The 18,622-nt window shown below is 48.6% G+C and carries 15 protein-coding genes; 9 read left to right on the plus strand and 6 right to left on the minus strand.

The window, feature by feature from the left end; translation table 11 throughout:
- Positions 1-130 precede the first annotated feature (130 nt).
- The 4 genes from EHT25_RS07870 (at position 131) to EHT25_RS07885 (ending at position 3,998) form a co-directional block, all read left to right on the plus strand.
- A complete protein-coding gene (locus EHT25_RS07870) occupies positions 131-1,165 on the plus strand; it encodes a hypothetical protein (RefSeq protein ID WP_124872985.1) in 1,035 nt (344 codons plus the stop codon).
- Between the two features lie 33 nt (positions 1,166-1,198).
- On the plus strand, positions 1,199-1,741 hold the full coding sequence (locus EHT25_RS07875; RefSeq protein WP_124872987.1) for an RNA methyltransferase: 543 nt from the start codon (positions 1,199-1,201) through the stop codon (positions 1,739-1,741).
- Between the two features lie 80 nt (positions 1,742-1,821).
- Entirely contained in the window at positions 1,822-2,271 is a 450-nt protein-coding gene (locus EHT25_RS32615) for a hypothetical protein (RefSeq protein ID WP_185731297.1), read from the plus strand.
- Positions 2,272-2,705: 434 nt separating this feature from the next.
- Positions 2,706-3,998, plus strand: coding sequence for a sensor histidine kinase (locus EHT25_RS07885; RefSeq protein WP_221622251.1), 1,293 nt, complete (start codon positions 2,706-2,708; stop codon positions 3,996-3,998).
- Between the two features lie 67 nt (positions 3,999-4,065).
- Here the strand turns inward: EHT25_RS07885 and EHT25_RS07890 are convergent, their stop codons facing one another.
- Entirely contained in the window at positions 4,066-7,845 is a 3,780-nt protein-coding gene (locus EHT25_RS07890; protein WP_124872994.1) for a PVC-type heme-binding CxxCH protein, read from the minus strand.
- Positions 7,846-7,878: 33 nt separating this feature from the next.
- Positions 7,879-8,997 carry a Gfo/Idh/MocA family protein gene (locus tag EHT25_RS07895; protein WP_124872996.1) on the minus strand — a complete coding sequence of 373 codons (1,119 nt, stop codon included), beginning with the start codon at positions 8,995-8,997 and terminating at the stop codon, positions 7,879-7,881.
- A 285-nt stretch (positions 8,998-9,282) separates the two neighbouring features.
- On the opposite strand from EHT25_RS07895, the gene EHT25_RS07900 reads away from it, so the two are divergent.
- Positions 9,283-10,155 carry an AraC family transcriptional regulator gene (locus tag EHT25_RS07900; RefSeq protein ID WP_124872999.1) on the plus strand — a complete coding sequence of 291 codons (873 nt, stop codon included), beginning with the start codon at positions 9,283-9,285 and terminating at the stop codon, positions 10,153-10,155.
- 34 nt (positions 10,156-10,189) lie between these two features.
- The gene (locus tag EHT25_RS07905; RefSeq protein ID WP_124873001.1) at positions 10,190-11,527 is read left to right on the plus strand and encodes a sigma-54-dependent transcriptional regulator; all 1,338 of its coding nucleotides are present in this window, start codon (positions 10,190-10,192) and stop codon (positions 11,525-11,527) included.
- A gap of 79 nt (positions 11,528-11,606) precedes the next feature.
- On the opposite strand, the gene EHT25_RS07910 is transcribed toward EHT25_RS07905, so the two are convergent.
- Both EHT25_RS07910 and EHT25_RS07915 read right to left on the minus strand, forming a co-directional pair.
- On the minus strand, positions 11,607-12,467 hold the full coding sequence (locus tag EHT25_RS07910; protein ID WP_124873003.1) for an alpha/beta fold hydrolase: 861 nt from the start codon (positions 12,465-12,467) through the stop codon (positions 11,607-11,609).
- A gap of 140 nt (positions 12,468-12,607) precedes the next feature.
- Positions 12,608-13,669 (minus strand): PA0069 family radical SAM protein, encoded by a 1,062-nt coding sequence (locus EHT25_RS07915; protein ID WP_124873006.1) that lies wholly within the window; start codon positions 13,667-13,669, stop codon positions 12,608-12,610.
- A 177-nt stretch (positions 13,670-13,846) separates the two neighbouring features.
- On the opposite strand from EHT25_RS07915, the gene EHT25_RS07920 reads away from it, so the two are divergent.
- On the plus strand, positions 13,847-14,545 hold the full coding sequence (locus EHT25_RS07920; protein ID WP_124873008.1) for a peptidase associated/transthyretin-like domain-containing protein: 699 nt from the start codon (positions 13,847-13,849) through the stop codon (positions 14,543-14,545).
- 297 nt (positions 14,546-14,842) lie between these two features.
- Here EHT25_RS07920 and EHT25_RS07925 read toward each other — a convergent pair whose 3' ends face one another.
- Positions 14,843-15,511 (minus strand): ABC transporter ATP-binding protein, encoded by a 669-nt coding sequence (locus EHT25_RS07925; RefSeq protein WP_124873011.1) that lies wholly within the window; start codon positions 15,509-15,511, stop codon positions 14,843-14,845.
- 164 nt (positions 15,512-15,675) lie between these two features.
- On the opposite strand from EHT25_RS07925, the gene sucC reads away from it, so the two are divergent.
- Positions 15,676-16,899: an ADP-forming succinate--CoA ligase subunit beta gene (gene sucC / locus EHT25_RS07930; protein WP_124873013.1), complete on the plus strand. Its 1,224-nt coding sequence runs from the start codon at positions 15,676-15,678 to the stop codon at positions 16,897-16,899.
- A 112-nt stretch (positions 16,900-17,011) separates the two neighbouring features.
- Here sucC and EHT25_RS07935 read toward each other — a convergent pair whose 3' ends face one another.
- A complete protein-coding gene (locus EHT25_RS07935; protein WP_124873015.1) occupies positions 17,012-17,836 on the minus strand; it encodes a M48 family metallopeptidase in 825 nt (274 codons plus the stop codon).
- Between the two features lie 150 nt (positions 17,837-17,986).
- Here EHT25_RS07935 and EHT25_RS07940 point away from each other — a divergent pair, with 150 nt between their 5' ends.
- A complete protein-coding gene (locus EHT25_RS07940) occupies positions 17,987-18,598 on the plus strand; it encodes a fumarylacetoacetate hydrolase family protein (RefSeq protein WP_124873017.1) in 612 nt (203 codons plus the stop codon).
- Positions 18,599-18,622: the final 24 nt, after the last annotated feature.

The raw sequence follows: 18,622 nt of genomic DNA on the forward strand, positions 1-18,622 counted from the left end.
TTAATTTAAACAAAAATACGAAATTTTGGGCAGAGGAAGTCCCTTTTATCCGGCTTAAAGGTGATAAATGCGGTTTTGTTTGTCCTTTCCTGAAAAGAATATAAATTTCGGCCACTATCCGATCCACCTCATGAATAACCGTTCCCCACACCTGCCTTATCTACTCCAATTGGTGCTCATCGGTATGCTGCAAAGCTGCCGTTTTCTGGAGATCGGCGTCTCTGATTATCCGCCCAACGATCGCACCAAACTGAAAGGCCCCTCTGATAAAACGCTGGAAACACAAATCGTTCGGTTAACAGAATTGGTAACGTATCCCTTTTACGGATCGACATTCCAGACCAACCAACAACTGCTGCTTTTCGGTCATAATGAAGCGGCCGGGCGTCTGGCCCTGATTGCTTCGTCGGGTGTTAGCGAACTACCTAAAAGTGCCCTGAGCGATGTATTTGTCACCCCTTCCGGGACTATTTGGGGCGTTAAATACCTGAACGACGGTTTCATGATCCGCCAATTGATCAATGGGAAATGGGAAGATCAGGGGACAATCGATGGCCTAAACTACTATAAAACCGTCCGAATTACCGATCAGGAAATCTGGTTCACCACATCGAAAGGGCTGGTGAGCTGGGATATAAATCTAAAAAAAGTGAACCAGCTGACCGGAATCGACCGTTCGCGGGTTTTCACGGAGCATTTTTCCGTTGAGTCGGTGGAGAATGAACTAACTATTTTCCAAAATCAGAACCTAAAAAACCCAATCGTTCGGCTTAAAATAAAAAGTCTGGGGATAAAAAAGGGTATTTCCAATGAGATTTGGGGCGTTTTCGAGGACAAAAATCAGCATGTGTGGTTTGTGGTGAAAGACGCCGACTGGGACGGCATTTTATTCAAATTTGACGGTAAAAATCTGACTAAGTTAACGACAATACCGGTGGGTAATTTCGATTCAGGGCGTTCGGTTGATCAGTACAACCTGAATAAAACCGGAAATTTGTGGGTACGGATTGATGGCATCAATTACATATACAGACAGGATGGCCAGTGGATCTTACCCCAATTTGATTTACTCAAAAATACGCTGTACGCGGGTACGGTTTTTACCAATACCCAGGGAAATCTGGTAATCGCCAGTTTCCAGAAACTTTATTCCATTAATTCCTAAAATTGCCGGTTTACCGCATTGAATCATTCAAAAATGCCCAGAAAAGTTAGTCTCGACGAACTCAATCGGCTCACCGTCGAGGATTTCAAAACCGCTGATAAATATCCTTACGCCTTGATTTTAGATAATGTCCGGAGCCTCAACAACGTCGGATCGGTTTTCCGGACTGCCGATGCGTTCCGGGCCGAAAAAATCTACCTCTGTGGCATCACCGGAACTCCGCCCCATCGCGATATTACCAAAACCGCTCTGGGCGCCACCGAGTCGGTTGAATGGGAATACGCTGCTGATGTCATCGGTCTGGTTGAGGAATTAAAAGTGCAGGGTTGGGTCGTTGCCGCCGTCGAACAGGCGGAAGGAAGTGTTGGGTTGCAGAATTTTTTGCCGGATTCCAACAAAAAAACCGCATTTGTGTTTGGTAATGAGGTTGCCGGTGTGAACAACCAGATCGTCGAAATCGCTGATTTTGTCCTGGAAATACCGCAATTTGGCACCAAACACTCCCTCAACATTGCCGTCAGTGCCGGAATTGTTTGCTGGGATTTTCTATTAAAAATTAACAAAAACTTAACATAATGATTTTGTTTTTCCTATTTCTTTCGTAGTTGTTTGTAGATTTTTTTCTCCACAGAAGTACACCTTAACACGAATCCCATATGAAGACCAAAAAGAAATCACTGGCAACTGAAATTGCAAGTTCCATCGAAACCAAGTTGACTGAAATTGGTGAGCAGTCTAAAAAAGTAAAGAAAGCCATCGAAAAATCCGCGACTAAATTGGCGGACCGGGTTGCCAAATTGTTTAAGAAAGAAGAAGAAAAGAAGAAAAAACAACTAGCGAAAGCGAAGAAAAAAGCGGATCAGAAGACAAAAAAAGCGGTTAAAAAAGCCAAAAGCTCAACAGTAAAAGCAGCCACAGCGGAAAAACCAGTAGCAGTTGCTGCGCAAAAAGAAACACCACAACCCAAAGCAGCTCCCGCGCCCAAAGCCGCCCCAAAACCAAAACCTGCAGCAACAGCCGCACCCAAACCGGCCTCACCCCGTACCACAACCCGAAAAGCCCCCGCTCCCAAAGCCCCGACCGAAACCACCCCATCGGAATCGTAAAACCGGTATAATACTTAGGTAAAATTGTAAAATATCCATGCGTAGGGCCTCCGCTCTGCGCTTTTTTATTTCACCGTAATCGCCTTTTAATCTGACACTTACCGGAAATTAATAGCTTCCTCAACATCAATAGGGATTTTAAACGTGCTTTAATTACAATAATTTGTTTTTAAAAGCTTGATTTATAACTTACTATTCAATTAATTAGCAGTGCTAGTTGACCCATTACAACGTCTGATAAATACTTACTTCTCTAGTCTGTTAATACAGTAAGTTAGCCTCCACGTCAAAATCATTCTTCGGGATGATTCTCTGTTACTCCTTACCGTAAACTGTACATTTTTAGTAAAAAAGTTCTTGAATAGCTGACTTTCAAAAGATTCTTTCGTCTAAAGGAAATATCGACTATCAAGATCATTTAACAGGACATGCCTATGTCACGAATGACTACCCGTATTTTGATTGTGCTGTCCGTCCTTTCGATTGTTGGCATTGTATCAACACAGGTGTATTGGGTCCGGAAAGCGTATGAAGTGCGCGAACGGCAATTTCTACAATCCGTTACGAAAGCACTTAGCGAAGTGGCCCGGCGCGTGGCGCGTCCCGAAACCGGTGTGCCGGTTGGCGTACAGGTCGTAACGTTATCACCCTCCTATTACCTGGTGAATCTGGATGCTCCCATCGACCCGCGAAAACTGGACTTTTACCTGGGTGCCGAACTGGAAATCCACCAGATACTAACCACTTTTGAGTACGGTATCTATGACAACAATGCCGGCAAAATCATCTACGAAAATTCTTCCCGGGAATCCAACGGACTAGCTCAACCTTCGAAGGCGGTAAAACCGTCGGCTTCGTCACCTTATTACTTCGTTGTGCGTTTCCCGAATCAGATCCAGTACCTGACCCAGCAATTGGACAACTGGATTCTTGCGTCGATGATTGTATTGCTGATCACCTCTTTTTTTGTGTACCTCTTCTACCGGATGCTTACCCAAAAAAATCAATCGGAGGATCAGCGGGAATTTATCAACAACATGACGCATGAGCTGCAAACGCCCATTGCCTCCATTAAAATAGCAGCCGATGTATTGTCCTCCCCCAAGATTGTCGAACAGCCGGAGCGAATGCTTAAATTCGTGCGGATGGTACAAGAGGAAACGCAGCGGTTGCAGCAACAGGTTGAAACGGTTTTGACGGTAGCCCGCTCCGATAAAAAAGGCGCTTTTACACTTCATCCCGTTGCCATCGACATGCATGAGCTGCTTTATCGGCTGGCCGAACGCCATGGCGATTACCTGCATCTGGAGTTAGATGCCAACTATTCAATTGTTCAGGCCGACCGCATGCACCTGGTTAATGTGTTGGGAAATTTGGTCGATAATGCGGTAAAATATACCCCCGTTAATCCGCACATTCGGCTGATTACGCGCAATGAAAATAGCCAGTTTGTCTTGATTGTTCAGGATAATGGGATTGGTATTGCACCGGAGCATCAGTCGCACATCTTCAACGCCTATTACCGGGCGCCCGATGCCAGCACGCACAGTGTCAAAGGATTTGGTCTGGGACTAAGCTATGTGCAGAAGATTGTAAAAGCGCACCACTGGAAGCTTACATTAAGCAGTGCGCCCGGTCAGGGGAGTTCATTTGGGATCCGGATTCCACAACCCATTGTGCAGCCCATCCGCAAGACTTCGCTAAATTTAAAGAATGATGGCTTATGAATGATGAACGATGATTTAATCGGCGGTTGAACCATTAAATCATCGTTCATCATTCATAAGCCATCCTTTATTTTGCCGCTTTCTCAACCGCAGCGGTTTTCACCCGCATGATTCCGTTCATGATCCGCCAGTGGCCGGGGAACGTACAAACGAAGGGATAATCACCGGGTTGACTCGGTGCAGTGAACTTTAGCCGGTATGTCTGATCGGGATTTACCAACGGTGATGAGGCCACTACCTGCGGAATGGATGGCACGTAATTACGTTCGGCCCCATCTTTCGCCGTGATCAGTTTATCCGCAGCCGCGCCGATGATCTCCAGCGACTTCGGTTTGCCCACCACGATGTTGTGTTGCATGGCATCCACGTTCTCGAAAACGATTTCAACCTGTTTGCCCGCCGTAACGGTAAATTCCTTTTTGTCAAACTGCAACGCTTCCTTGATCGGTTTGATCCGGATGGTTTCCACGTTTGGATCGACAGCCTGCTCGGCTGAAACCCCCCAGGCTTGTAAAACCCGCCCCATGCGATCACGGCTGTCGGATGGAATGGTATTGACCAGACTGGCAACAAACGATTTATCAGCGTCATTCAGGGTGGCTTTCCGGCGGAAACCCCAGCCTTCCGAAATACCTTTCACAATGGCGGCACTACCGGTTTGATCCAATTGCTGAGATAAACGCAGCAACGCAATGACCGAATCGGTCGGAGCGGCCGAAGTATAGTTTCGAATGGCCCGTTCCAGCACAAAGGCACTCATATTTTGCGGTGGGCGATACGTCAGTTTGTGCGTCGTCGTGTTGTTCCGCTCGTTTCCTTCCACCAGCACGTTATTGGCATCAACCGTTGCAATTACCGCGTAGTCACCCGCTTTCTCGAAAGACACATTAAACGTTGTATTCCAAGGACCATTATTGCCTTCCTGAATCGTTACGGTTTCACCCGGTTTGATACCCGTCGTATGTTTCTGGCTGACGTATTCCACTTTTCGGCCCTGACCTTCCACCCGAATCGCCAGCGGAATCGGTGTGCCGTCCGGAATCGCTACTCCGCCTTTATTCGTGACTTCAACAATGATCCGGGCGGATTCGCGGACGAACGGAGAAGCCGGTTCGGTCCGTATTTTCGTAATGACCAGATCGGGCTGATCACCCGGTGAAGCCGGTGTTGGCTGGGCGGAAGCCTGGGTTGTCATAGCCGCGTGGTCGTGATGCCCGCTCATCGACTCCTGTGCTTTTGATCCGGTTTTGCTGTTTTGCACCATTTGCTTCAGGAACGTTTGCATCAACTTTCCATCATGGCTTGTCAGCGCACAGGCAAAAGCATCCGGCAACCAGCGGTCATTCACTTCTTTCGCATCGTTCAAACGCGTCAGGATAGCGGTTTCGACGGACGGGCTGGTCGGCATTTCCGACAACGCCAGCAAGGTATTCAGCACCACCAATGGTTCCTTGTCATTCAACGCATTGGCCTGCAACAACGCATTGGCCGACGCTTCGCTTCGCGGCAGAACCTGAACAGCAGTTTTACGAACGCCCGGACACGCATGTTTCAGAGCCGCTGTTGCCACTTGCAACGCACTCGCATCCGATCCCTCCAGCGCACCCAGTCCTTTCAGCGTCCAAAGCGCATGAATTGCACCGGGATTGATCCCGATTTCGTCCAGACTCTGATCTTTTACCAATTCAAGCAATTGCGGCACAACATCTTTCTGATTCCGCTCCACCAGCAGACGCTGAGCGGTTTGACGCCAGAACATATTGTTGTTTTTCAAAGCCGCTACCAGTTCCTGCGGGCGATCTTTGCTCAACGACAAGGGCGTGTAAGCTGGGGCTTTTTTGTAGGCGATCCGGTAAATCCGGCCGTGGGTAAAATCCCGCAAATCGGTCTGATAGGCATTTCCAGGGCCGTTTTGCGCACCTTTCGGTGTCGGATTGTGCTGAATAATGTAGCTATACCAGTCGACGACCCAAACCGCTCCGTCGGGACCGACTTCGGCAAAAACCGGTGCCACCCATTCGTCGGCACCCGCCAGCAAATTGAAGCCCAGTCCTTCGGTATCTTCGAAATCAGTGCCGGTTTTGACCATAATATTCTGGTGAAGAATATGCCCGGTTGGTTCCGATACAAACGCGACTTTGTTCCAGTAACTTTTCGGGAAAGCACGGGCCGTATAGAAATTATGCCCGGCAGCCGCCGTAAATCCGCCGAACACATCAACCTGCCGAACCTTGCTAGTGATCGGTTTCATGTCTTTATGGGTGTCGGTTCCGCGACTACCGCTTCCGTTGTTTCCCGGAAAATACCGGTGCGGAATGGCCATGTACCAGCCGTGGGAGTTGTTCGCCGTCGAGCCAAACACATCACCGGTTTCGTTAAAGGACATCCCCCAGGTGTTGTTGGAAGTACTGGTCACGTATTCCAGTTTCGAACCGTCGGGTTTGAACCGGAAAAAACCCTGCCCAAACTTCAGACTATCGGCCCCCACTTTTCCGACAAAACCGGAATAACCCAGGCAACCCCAGATCCAGTTGTCGAAGCCAACGTGCAGATTGGATGGCCCGGCGTGGGTATCGCCCGTTCCAAAACCGGTAAACAGAATTTTCTTTTCGTCCGCCTTATCGTCGCCATTCGTATCTTTCAGGAACAGCATGTGCGGAGCCTGCGAGACAATTACCCCTCCGTTGTAGAAGGTCAAACCGGTCGGAATACTCAGTCCATCGGCAAATTTGGTAAACTTATCCGCCTTGCCATCTTTGTTGGTATCCTCACAAATCAGGATGTAATCCGTGCCGCCGGTATCTTTTCGCTCGTTCGGGTAGTCGCGGGTGATCAGCACAAAAAGCCGTCCGCGCTCATCCCAGGCCATTGCAATCGGGTGCATCACGTCCGGTTCGTGGGCAAATTGCTCCAGCGTAAAATCCACCGGCACCTGAATGTGTTTCATGGACTCTTCGGGCGAGAGTGGTAACTGCCGCATCTGTGGCCCCGAGCGTTTTTCGTAGTTCGGCAGGTTGGCTTCCACGTACTGAAATGCCTGTGGTTTCAGATCATCGTGCAGCTTTTTTACCTTATCGCCAACGGCCCAGAGAATTCCCTGTTCCATCAACGCCTGAAAACCGGGCACGTTCCAGGTACGCTGATCGTGACCATAGGCCGTGTAAAAAACCCGACCTTTGCCGTAATTCCGCGTCCAGGTATACGGTTCGGTTTTCTGACCCGGTTTGTCTTTTTCCTGATCGGCTTTAATATCGCGAACCGCCAGCACGTTGTTGTCGGGTTGCAGTTTTTCGTGTAGGTACGTTTCGTCGTAGGCTTTGAACGATTTCAACCCCATGATGGCCGGGTGATTCGCCTGAACCGTTAGCGTCTGAATGGTATCCATTCGGTGCCGCCAGAACTGCCCGCCCACCATTTTGACGTATTCCGGTGAATTTCGGAAGCAATACGAAGCGCAGTGAACCGGAATCAATCCTTTTCCGCCCGCTACAAAATCGAGGAGTGCCTTTTCCTGTTGCGGAGCGATACTGTCCCAGTTTGCGTAAATCAGCAAACCGTCGTATTTCGCCAGATTCTCGGCATTCAGGTCTTCCAGGTGGTCAGTATACGTCAGGTTAATACCTTTGTCGCCCAACGCAGCCATCAGTTCCGGAACGCGCTCCGCCGGACGGTGGTGACCGTTATCACCCAGAAAAAGGATTTCGGTTCGACGCGGTTTTTCGGAATTGGCCGCCGAAACCGTCGATCGTCCACCTGACTCGCGCGAACTGCTCCCCGATTGTTGACGAGCACAATCGGTCAGCAGAACCAGGAGGCTCAGGGTTAAGAAAAGATTCAGTTTTTTCATAGAAATTGGTTTAATCAGGTGGCACTGTTAGGCTTATAAACTCCCAAAATCCGGCAAATTCTTCAGCTTCCCTCCTTCCATGGCCGAGTCATGCGCCAGAATTCCGACGCTGGTCCAGTTGGCCGATTGCACGGCATTGGGGAACGGATCGCGATCTTCCACAATGGCCGACACAAATTCGTGGACCATGTGCGGGTGTGAACCGCCGTGGCCGCTGCCCTGAATAAAGGATAAGTGGGCATTATCTTCCTCATTATAAACGCCCTGCGTCGTGAACGACTGAATTTCGGCGGGCAAATAATGCGCAAAATCTGGCACCTTCACCTTTTCCGGGATTTCTGGTTCCGGTTTTTTAGCCGTGTGAATCACCGGATCTTCGCCTTCGATCAACGGCCATTCGAACGACTTCAGCGAACCGTACACTTCGAAGCTCTCGCGGTATTGGCGGGCCGTATCGAACAGCGAGCGGTATACATAAGCGGCCAGGTCACTGTCTTTGAACTTGATATGCGCCGACTCAATGGCAAACGGTGAGTTATAATGCGGGATGAGTTCTTCCCGAATCGTTCCGGAACCGAAACACGAGACGTACTCGGCTTCCAGTTTCAGCAAACCGGCCACCGGGCCAACGCAGTGAGTTGCGTAGTGCATGGGCGGCAAACCGGGCCAGTAGCCGGGCCATCCGTCCATATCCTGCTGGTGACTCGCTTTCAGAAACTGAATTTTCCCTAGTTCACCTTTTTCGTATAACTCTTTGACAAACAGAAACTCCCGGCTGTAAACCACGGTTTCCATCATCATGTATTTTTTACCGGTTTCATTGCAGGCTTTCACAATTTCCATGCATTCTTCCACCGATGTTGCCATCGGAACCGTGCAGGCCACGTGTTTGCCCGCCCGCAGTGCTTTCAGGGTTTGCTCGGCGTGATTGTGAATGGGCGAGTTGATATGCACCGCATCGACATTGGGATCGGCCAGCAGGTCATCGATGTTGTTGTATCGTTTTTCAATACCAAATGCATCACCGATTTCATTCAGTTTTTCGGTATTACGCTGGCAGATCGCATACATGTTTGTGTGCGGATGGCGCTGATAAATGGGGATGAACTCAGCTCCAAAACCAAGTCCGACGATGGCAATGTTGATTTTCATACTGACCAAACGAGTGATTAACCCGTCTCTTTTTTGAATTTAAGGCCGACTATTATTTTTATGAATAAATAGTCGCGGGGTGATAAAATAAATTAAAAAAATACAAGGCATTTGTCGATCAAATTTCGATGGGAAAATGCCTTATTCCTATTTATTCTCAATCAATTACTACAAAAGTAAAGAACAAATCAGGATTCTTCTCGGCTTTTCTTGCCAAATACCGGTTGTATTTTAACTAAAAAAGTTTGATAAATTTGTCAAAGACAGCAAAAGAAAGCAAAAGCCATGCGAAATGCCCTCCGAAAAGACCTGGAACCCGTTGCATCTTCGTTCATTGTGAAAGAACTGGTCGAACCGCATTTTGACGCAAACTGGCATTTCCATCCGCACTACCAGCTTTTTCTGGTAGAAGAAGGAACAGGTACCCGTTTCATTGGTGACTCGATCAAGCCGTTTGCGGAGGGCGATCTTGTCTTTTTAGGCCCTAACCTACCTCACCTCTGGCGCAGTGATCAGGCTTTTTTTGAGCGGGAATCGGGGCGAATCACCAAGGGCATTGTTGTGTATTTTTCGGAGGATTTTCTGGGTGATCATTTTTTTGACAAACCGGAAATGAACCTGATGCAGCAATTGCTTCAACACGCCCGCCGGGGGCTGGAATGGACCGGGCCAACGCAGAAACTGGTGTATGAAACCTTGGTAAAAATGACAACCCAGGCGGTGGGCTTTAACCGGGTCATGACGCTTCTGAGTTTGCTCGACGACCTTTCCCACGCTACCGACTACCGCTTTATTACCAGTCTGGGCTATACCAATACCGTTAAACCGTCGGAAACGGACCGAATGCAACAGGTTCATAATTACGTACTTGGGCATTTTCACGACGACATTAGTCTGGATTCCGTAGCGGATCTGGCGGGAATGACGCCACCGGCCTTTTGCCGTTATTTTAAAGCGCGGGCCAATAAAACCTTTTCCGAATTTGTGTCGGAAATCCGGATCGGGCATTCCTGTAAACTCCTGATGGAAGGGAAACTGAGCGTTACGCAGGTCAGTTACGAGAGCGGTTACCGAACCCTCTCCAACTTCAACCGCCAGTTTAAAGGCATTACCGGCCAGACTCCGTCGGAATATGTCAGAACCGTTCGGGCAGTATAACTCCCGACTGCCTTGTTTTGCTATCTTTGCGCTCATGCAAGGCACTATTCTCATTATCGACGACGAAGACCGGCTTCGCCAGCTTTTAGCCCGACTTCTAAGCCTTGAAGGATATCACGTCCTGGAAGCCAATAACGCCCGCAACGGCCTCCGAATTCTGGAGCAGGAAGATATTCAATTAGTCATCAGCGATGTTAAACTGCCCGACAAAAACGGCATCGAACTTTCTGCGCTGATCAAACAGCAGCATCCTGCTACCGAAATTATTGTTCTGACGGCTTTTGGAACCATTTCCGACGGCGTAACTGCTATCAAAAACGGCGCTTTTGACTACATCACGAAGGGTGATGATAACGACCGCATCATTCCGCTCGTCAGCCGGGCCATCGAGAAGGCTCAGTTGCAATTTCGCATCCGGCAACTGGAAGAAAAGGTCAGTAAACGCTTTGGTTTTGAGAGCATTAACGGCAAATCGAAAGCCATCACCAAAGCCGTTGAACTCGCCCGAAAAGTGGCCGTTACCGACACAACCGTTCTTCTGACCGGCGAGACCGGAACGGGTAAAGAAGTGTTTGCGCAAGCCATTCACCAGGCCAGTCCCCGGCGCTCGGGTGCTTTTGTCGCCGTAAATTGCAGTGCGCTGGGAAAAGACATTCTGGAAAGCGAGCTATTTGGTCACCGCGCCGGAGCTTTCACGGGAGCCTCCCGCGACAAAAAAGGGTTGTTTGAAGAAGCCAATAAAGGGACTTTGTTTCTGGACGAAATCGGCGAGATGGCGCTCGATTTACAGGCTAAATTACTGCGGGTGCTGGAAATGCACGAATTCATTCGGGTTGGCGATACCAAACCGACCAAAGTGGATGTTCGTGTCGTGGCCGCCACCAACCGCGACCTCGAACGGGAATCGGCCGCCGGGCATTTTCGACTGGATTTGTATTATCGGTTATCGGTTTTCCGCATCGAACTTCCTTCTCTCCGCGATCGTCGCGATGACATTCCCGATTTGGCACTGCAATTCGCCCGACAAAGTGCCTTGAAAATTGGTAAACGGGATGTCCGGTTGAGCGAAGAATTCCAGCAGAAACTTCGTCAACACGACTGGAAAGGCAATATTCGCGAACTTAAAAACGTGATTGAACGAGCGGTTATTCTGGCTGATGGTCCCGAATTGGAACCGGACCTCCTTCCGTACGATCTCCTGTATCCGGGAAAACCGACACCCACCGGACCGGTTTTTGATTTGGCTCGGGTGGAAGAAAACCACATCCGCCACGTTCTCCAGTATACCCATGGCAACAAAGCCGAAGCGGCCCGGCTCCTTAATATCGGCCTGACCACATTATACCGAAAAATCGCAGAATACCAGATTTAGTGAAGAGTCATGAGCAAAGAATTAAAAAGCGTGCGTCAGCCAACTCCTAATTCTTAACTCATAACTCTAAATCAATTCACTATACGTTTTCCGTCACCGGCATCGTTGCCGAAATGAACGTGAGCAGGTCTTCGTTCAACTCATCTTTTTGCGTAAAGAATAACCCGTGCGGTTCTCCTTCGTAGACCAGTAATTGCGACTGCGGAATCAGCTCGTGCGTCTTTTGGCCGGACGATTCAAAGGGCACCGTCTGATCGGCGTCTCCGTGAATAATCAGCGTTGGAACCGTGATTTTAGCCAGATCCGCCCGGAAATCCGTGCTGGAGAACGATTTGGCACATTCGATCGTTGCCCGGGGCGAGCCTAACAACGCCAGCGTTTGATCCCATTTCAAATGCGAATCGCTGACAGGATGGTTAAGCATACTGACGCCGTAAAATTGCTTCCCAAACGAGGCCAGAAAGTCGGCGCGGTCGGCCTGCATTTTTTCCAGCATGTCATCAAAAACCGACTGATCGACACCGTCCGGGTTGTCATCGGTTTTTAACAGATAAGGAGTTACGGCACTAATCAGAACGATTTTGGAGACGCGTTCCGAACCGTAACGGCTCAAATACCGAACCACTTCTCCCCCGCCCATCGAAAAGCCAACCAACGTTACATTTCTTAAATCCAGTTCGTCCAGAACGGCTTTCAAATCATCCGCCAATGTATCATAATCGTACCCTTCCCAGGGTTTCGACGACTTCCCAAAGCCCCGCCGATCATAAGCAATGCAGCGCAAACCGTGTTGCGGCAGTTCGGTCAGTTGATACTCCCACATTTCGTGACTCAACGGCCAGCCGTGAATCAATACAACGGGATTTCCCGTGCCCCAATCCTGATAGAACAGATTGACCGGCTCGCCATTGCGACCGGTTCCAGCTTGAATGTAACTCATAACGTTGACTGATTAATATAAACCGCTTGTTTATCTCAACCCTAACAAGCCAACTGCCCGAATGTTAGTCTGCTCCTTAAATAATGATCAAACAGCCTGGACTTTTCGAAAAATTGGATGCCCGAAATGTCCGAATGAGCTCAACTAAACAACGTCAACTGCCGTTTACGCAAAAACCGGGTGGTGTCCAGTTTAGGGAATCCGTGGTTTGGGATGTATTTCTGGAGTGCAATGTGGTGAAGCTGTCGGATTTGCTCGGCGTACTTTCCCTCTCCCGACATTCGGGTTCCAAACCGCGAGTCGTTCAACTGGCCACCGTGGCAATCCCGAATCTGGTTCAATACTTTTTCGGCCCGATCGGGGTAATTTTTACGAATCCAGTCTTCAAACAGCGGACCGATGGCGCCATTTAACCGGACGATGGTGTAGCCCGCCCAGATAGCACCGTGTTTCGCTGCCGCTTCGATCAGTTTCGGAATTTCCTGATCCGTTAAACCCGGAATGATCGGCGCGGTCATTACGCCCACCGGAATGCCAGCTTTTGACAATTCGGCAATGACCTGCAACCGGCGTCGGGCCGTCACGGTTCGGGGTTCCATCGCCTGCCGAAGTTGATCGTCCAAGCTCGTAATCGTAATCAATACCATGACCAGGTTCTGAGCCGCAAGCAGCTGCAAAATGTCTTTATCACGCAGGATCAGTGCGTTTTTGGTAATAATGCTGACCGGATTTCGGTAGATCAGGCACTGTTCCAGCAATGCGCGAGTCAATTTAAAATGACGTTCGGCAGGTTGATAACAGTCCGTATTGCCCGACAAATGAATAACTTCCGGTTGATAGTTTTTAGACAGAAATTCCTTTTCCAGTAAAGCCGGAGCATTTTTCTTGACCATGATTTTACTCTCGAAATCAAGTCCGGCCGAAAACCCCCAGTATTCATGCGAATTGCGGGCGTAACAATAAATACAGCCGTGTTCACAACCCATATACGGATTAACGGAAGCGACAAACCCGATGTCCGGACTGTTGGGTCGGCTGACAATCTGTTTCGGATTTTCCTCATAAAACTGCGTTTTGATGGACGGTTCCGGAAAGTCGTCATCCGGAACATCCTGTTCCGGATCGGGTTCTATTTGCAGCGCCTGAAACCGGTTGGGCGCATTGAACTGGGCTCCGCGCCCCTTCAGGTAATCGTTCCTCATCTCATCGGGTAACCTAAAAAATGATCCGTAATAATATAAGTAAAATACATAACACACAACTAAATCATAATCTTTTTTAATTAGATGAAAGATCGGTCTGTCTTTACCTGTTAAAATATCTTAAATAACCGCCGTACTTTGCCAACCTTTTTGTTTATATCGAACTTGCCGTCGATTATGAAGCTTCTACTGGTTTTACTATTTGTTTCTTTCGCGTCGCTGGCTCAAACGCCAAAGTACATTATTGGCAAAGTGCTGGACCAGGAAACGGGTCGGGGCGTCGGCAATGCCAGTGTCATCAACAAACGGACATTGGCAGTTGGACGAACCAATCAGATCGGCAATTATTACCTGCAGGTTAAGCCAGGAGATTCGGTTGTCGTAACCAGTCCGACGCACGGCCGTTACTCGTTCATGTGGGACGGCACCACGCAGCAACCCGTGATGCGGATCAAACGGCAGTTGGCCGACAACGTGATTCAGTTGGACGAAGTAACCGTCCGGGGTAAACAGGAGGCTGAACTCAAGCGTGAACTGGAGCAATTACTCAGTGAACCGGAAGCAAAACGGGGATTGACGGGAGAACAGGTGCTGGATCGGGCCGCTTCGGGTTCAGTGATTACGCTCCTGTATGAAGCATTCAGTAAACGGGCAAAATCCGACCGAAAGGCGCTGGTACTGATGCAGGAAGACCGACGGCATAAACTTGCCTCTTACCGCTTCGATCTGGTAGCCGGCCGCGCAACCGATCTAACCGGCGATAATCTGACTAAATTCAAGGAATTTTGTCAATTCGAAGACATGTTCATCCTCCAGGCCTCCGAATACGAGCTCACCTTTGCGATTTTACAGCGCCTGAAAGAGTATAACCGGTGAGTAACAATCGCTGATTTCAACTAATCTGACGATTATCGGTCATTTATCCATAAGTGGTTTTACTTATCAAACACAAAAAAGCCATGCGGGATTTCCCTCATGGCTTTCTGATTTACTCAACGTTATGAAAAACTTTTCTTTTCGATGCAAATATATAATATTAGTTAAGATATAAAATCCAAAAAGGTCAAAAAAATTTTACACGACCAATTTATACCTTATTATATATTCATTATCAAGCACTTAAACGATTAACCAATTCTGATAACCAAGCCGCATAATAAGTACTAATACTCATTATTCCTCATCCAGAATTAATCCATCCCGAATTGTTAGCTTTCGGTCGGCCATATTGGCCAATAAATCGTTATGTGTTACAATTACAAAGGTTTGCCCCAATTCGTCCCGCAACCGAAAAAAAAGCTTATGTAGTTCTTCGGCATTGTGTGAATCCAGATTCCCACTGGGCTCATCGGCGAAAATCAGAGCGGGTGAATTGATCAGCGCCCTGGCTACGGCGGTTCGTTGTTGCTCCCCTCCTGATAATTGAGACGGTAAATGGTCCTTCCGGTCACTTACTCCGAGCACATTTAATAATTCTTCGGCTCTGGCACGCACTTTTTTTTCTTCATGTCCCGCAATAAACCCCGGCAAACACACATTTTCGAGTGCTGTAAATTCAGCCAGCAGGTTATGAAACTGAAAAACAAAACCGATACGTTCGTTCCGAAACCGGGCCAATTCCTTTTCATTCAAGCCGAAAACATGGTGTCCGGCCAGCACAACCTGGCCGGAATCGGGCCGGTCGAGCGTGCCCAGAATGTGCAGCAGCGTACTTTTCCCGGCACCGGAAGCACCGACGATCGAAACGATTTCGCCGGGTTGTATACTTAAATTAATTCCTTTCAAAACGGGCAGATCGCCGTGTGATCGGATCAGGTTAACGGCATTCAGAAGCGGTTCCATAGACAAATGATTGGGTTCAGATTTACCGTTTCTGGCGTAACGTAACGATGTGCATGTACGATGTAATTGAAACTCACTACCTGAAACTCGAAACTATAACCGATTAATTTGTTAAGTTTACCGCGAAAATAACGTTTTTTTCACCATTCCTTGTTTTGCTCAATATGAACATCCACGAGTACCAGGGTAAAGAGATATTAAAAAACTACGGTGTCCGCGTTCAGGAAGGCATCGTAGCCGAATCACCCGAAAAAGCCGTTGAAGCCGCCAAGCAGATCATGGCGCAAACCAATTCCAAGTTTGTAGTGATCAAATCCCAGATTCACGCCGGAGGCCGTGGAAAAGGCAAAATCCGAGGTTCGGAGCAACGTGGGGTTCAGTTAGCCAAATCGGTTGACGACGTACGGGACATTTCGAAAAACCTGATCGGCAATGTGTTGGTTACGCACCAAACCGGTCCCGAAGGTAAAAAGGTCAATAAAGTACTGGTTGCTCAGGATGTGTACTATCCGGGCGCTTCAGATCCGAAAGAATTTTACATCGGTATTCTGCTCGATCGGGCCAAAGCCTGCAACGTAATCATGGCCAGTACCGAAGGGGGGATGGACATTGAAGAAGTTGCGGAGCATACGCCCGAAAAAATCTTTAAGGAATGGGTCGATCCGGCCATCGGACTGCAACCTTTTCAGGTACGGAATATTGCGTTTGCGTTGGGTTTACAGGGCGAAGCGTTCAAAGAAATGGTCAAATTCGTCGGGTCGCTCTACAAAGCGTACGTCGAGACGGATTCGTCCATGTTTGAAATTAACCCGGTTTTAAAAACGTCGGACAATAAAATTCTGGCCGTTGACGCCAAAGTTAATCTGGACGACAATGCGCTGTATCGTCACCCGGATTTGATCCACCTCCGCGACATTACCGAAGAAGATCCTTTGGAAGTGGAAGCTACGGCCAATGATCTGAATTACGTCAAACTGGATGGCAACGTAGGCTGTATGGTGAATGGAGCCGGTCTGGCAATGGCCACGATGGACATCATCAAACTGTCGGGTGGCGAACCTGCCAACTTCCTGGATGTTGGCGGTGGAGCGAACGCCAAAACCGTTGAAGCCGGTTTCCGCATTATCCTGAAAGATCCGAACGTCAAAGCGATCCTGATCAATATTTTCGGAGGTATCGTTCGTTGCGACCGCGTGGCAACGGGTGTTGTGGAAGCGTACAAAGCGATCGGCGACATCAAAGTACCGATTATTGTTCGTCTGCAAGGCACCAACGCAGAAGAAGGCGCGCGCATCATCGACGAATCCGGTCTGAAAGTATTCTCTGCCGTTCAGTTGAAAGATGCGGCTGCGAAAGTGAAGCAGGTGCTGGAGGACCTGGGAGAATAGAAATTTAAAGTTTCGCGGAGGTAAGCGGAGAAAAAAAGAGGTAAGCGAAGAAGATTTATTTTTCTCTGCTTACCTCTTTTTTTCTCCGCTTACCTCCGCGAAACAACTTCTCCTATCTCGCCTTTTGGTAATACTTCATCGCGTCCGGCATCTGACTTTGCAGATCACGAATCCGGCGCTGATCAGATGGGTGAGTAGAAAGGAATTCCGGCGGTTTTTGGCCTGATCCGGCTTTGGCCATCCGACTCCAGAAATTGACAGCCTCCTGCGGATTATACCCCGCCATCGACATGAAAATCAACCCCAGTTTATCAGCTTCGGATTCCTGCGCCCGGCTGTGTGGCAACGCCCGACCCACCTGATAGGCAATCGGCAAGCCTGCTCCTACTGCCTGTAAAAGCAACGCGTTGGTCTGACTGCGTTGATTTTGCGACAGGGAACCCAGCACCAGTTGGCCACCCTGCATTAATCCGTTCGCCAGTAACCCTTCGCTCATACGCTCGTTACCGTGTTCGGCAATGGCGTGCGAAACTTCGTGGCCCATTACCGTAGCCACACCCGCTTCATTCTGCGTATAGGGCAAAATACCGGTGTAAAAAGCGACTTTTCCGCCGGGCATACACCAGGCATTCACCTGAGGACTTTCAATCAGATTAAACTCCCATTGAAAGCCATTCAGCCGTTCACTGAGGTTATTGGCTGCCATATACGATTCAACCGCCTTTTGTATACGAACACCCACTCGTTTAATCATATCGTCCTGCCCTCCGGCCCGTACCACTTTGCTGGTATCGAGAACCTCTTTGTAGTTCGTAAAACTGAGCGGCAACATTTGAGCATTCGGTATGAGTACCAATTGGTTGCGGCCAGTTAGAGGAACCTTTTGGCAGGCAATGACGAGGCCAAGCATCAACATGACCATTATCGCTTTTTTCATAGCAAGAGTTAATAGAGTTTACAAATTTAGACGTTAAAACTACCTATAAGAGACTGTTAGAAGCCCCAATTTGTTCATTTTTTTTAATAAGCGTGCGGTTGGGCCGTCTTTCCTGTTTAGATTTGCGGCAGCAGAAAAAGTTTAAACCGCATGAAAATCATCGCCGTCGGGCGGAATTACGCCGAGCACATCAAGGAATTGAACAACGAGCAACCCGAAGATCCGGTCATTTTCACCAAACCGGAAACGGCAATTCTGCGCCCTGGCGATCCTTTTTTCTATCCTGACTTTTCCTCCGATGTTCATTTCGAGGTGGAAATTCTGGTGCGAATTGGCCGTACCGGTAAAAATATCGAACAAAAATTCGCCCACCGGTATTACGACGAAATCGGAATCGGTGTTGATTTTACGGCGCGTGATCTCCAGTCAAAACTGAAAGCCAAAGGATTACCGTGGGACCTGGCCAAAGGTTTTAACGGTTCAGCTCCCATGTCATCCTTTATTCCGAAGACGGATTTTCCGGATTTGCGCAATCTTAATTTCCGGCTCGACGTGAACGGAGAAACCCGACAGGCGGGCAATACATCGATGATGTTATTTCCGATCGACTACCTGATTTCTTTTGTCTCGAACTATTTTATGTTACTTCAGGGCGATATTCTTTTCACCGGAACCCCGAAAGGCGTTGGCCCCGTCCAGATTGGCGACCGGCTGACGGCCTATATCGAAGACCGGAAAATGTTAGAATTTGATGTAAAATAGTGCTCACCTAGGGCCGGTGATTAT

Source organism: Larkinella rosea, assembly GCF_003858635.1.
In the GTDB taxonomy this organism is placed as follows: Bacteria; Bacteroidota; Bacteroidia; order Cytophagales; family Spirosomataceae; genus Larkinella; species Larkinella rosea.

Excerpts from the sequence above, each read along its gene's own strand:
- EHT25_RS07870 (WP_124872985.1), top strand. The coding sequence starts at position 131 with ATGAATAACCGTTCCCCACACCTGCCTTATCTACTCCAATTGGTGCTC.
- EHT25_RS07875 (WP_124872987.1), top strand. The coding sequence starts at position 1,199 with ATGCCCAGAAAAGTTAGTCTCGACGAACTCAATCGGCTCACCGTCGAG.
- EHT25_RS32615 (WP_185731297.1), top strand. The coding sequence starts at position 1,822 with ATGAAGACCAAAAAGAAATCACTGGCAACTGAAATTGCAAGTTCCATC.
- EHT25_RS07885 (WP_221622251.1), top strand. The coding sequence starts at position 2,706 with ATGTCACGAATGACTACCCGTATTTTGATTGTGCTGTCCGTCCTTTCG.
- EHT25_RS07890 (WP_124872994.1), bottom strand. The coding sequence starts at position 7,845 with ATGAAAAAACTGAATCTTTTCTTAACCCTGAGCCTCCTGGTTCTGCTG.
- EHT25_RS07895 (WP_124872996.1), bottom strand. The coding sequence starts at position 8,997 with ATGAAAATCAACATTGCCATCGTCGGACTTGGTTTTGGAGCTGAGTTC.
- EHT25_RS07900 (WP_124872999.1), top strand. The coding sequence starts at position 9,283 with ATGCGAAATGCCCTCCGAAAAGACCTGGAACCCGTTGCATCTTCGTTC.
- EHT25_RS07905 (WP_124873001.1), top strand. The coding sequence starts at position 10,190 with ATGCAAGGCACTATTCTCATTATCGACGACGAAGACCGGCTTCGCCAG.
- EHT25_RS07910 (WP_124873003.1), bottom strand. The coding sequence starts at position 12,467 with ATGAGTTACATTCAAGCTGGAACCGGTCGCAATGGCGAGCCGGTCAAT.
- EHT25_RS07915 (WP_124873006.1), bottom strand. The coding sequence starts at position 13,669 with ATGAGGAACGATTACCTGAAGGGGCGCGGAGCCCAGTTCAATGCGCCC.
- EHT25_RS07920 (WP_124873008.1), top strand. The coding sequence starts at position 13,847 with ATGAAGCTTCTACTGGTTTTACTATTTGTTTCTTTCGCGTCGCTGGCT.
- EHT25_RS07925 (WP_124873011.1), bottom strand. The coding sequence starts at position 15,511 with ATGGAACCGCTTCTGAATGCCGTTAACCTGATCCGATCACACGGCGAT.
- sucC (WP_124873013.1), top strand. The coding sequence starts at position 15,676 with ATGAACATCCACGAGTACCAGGGTAAAGAGATATTAAAAAACTACGGT.
- EHT25_RS07935 (WP_124873015.1), bottom strand. The coding sequence starts at position 17,836 with ATGAAAAAAGCGATAATGGTCATGTTGATGCTTGGCCTCGTCATTGCC.
- EHT25_RS07940 (WP_124873017.1), top strand. The coding sequence starts at position 17,987 with ATGAAAATCATCGCCGTCGGGCGGAATTACGCCGAGCACATCAAGGAA.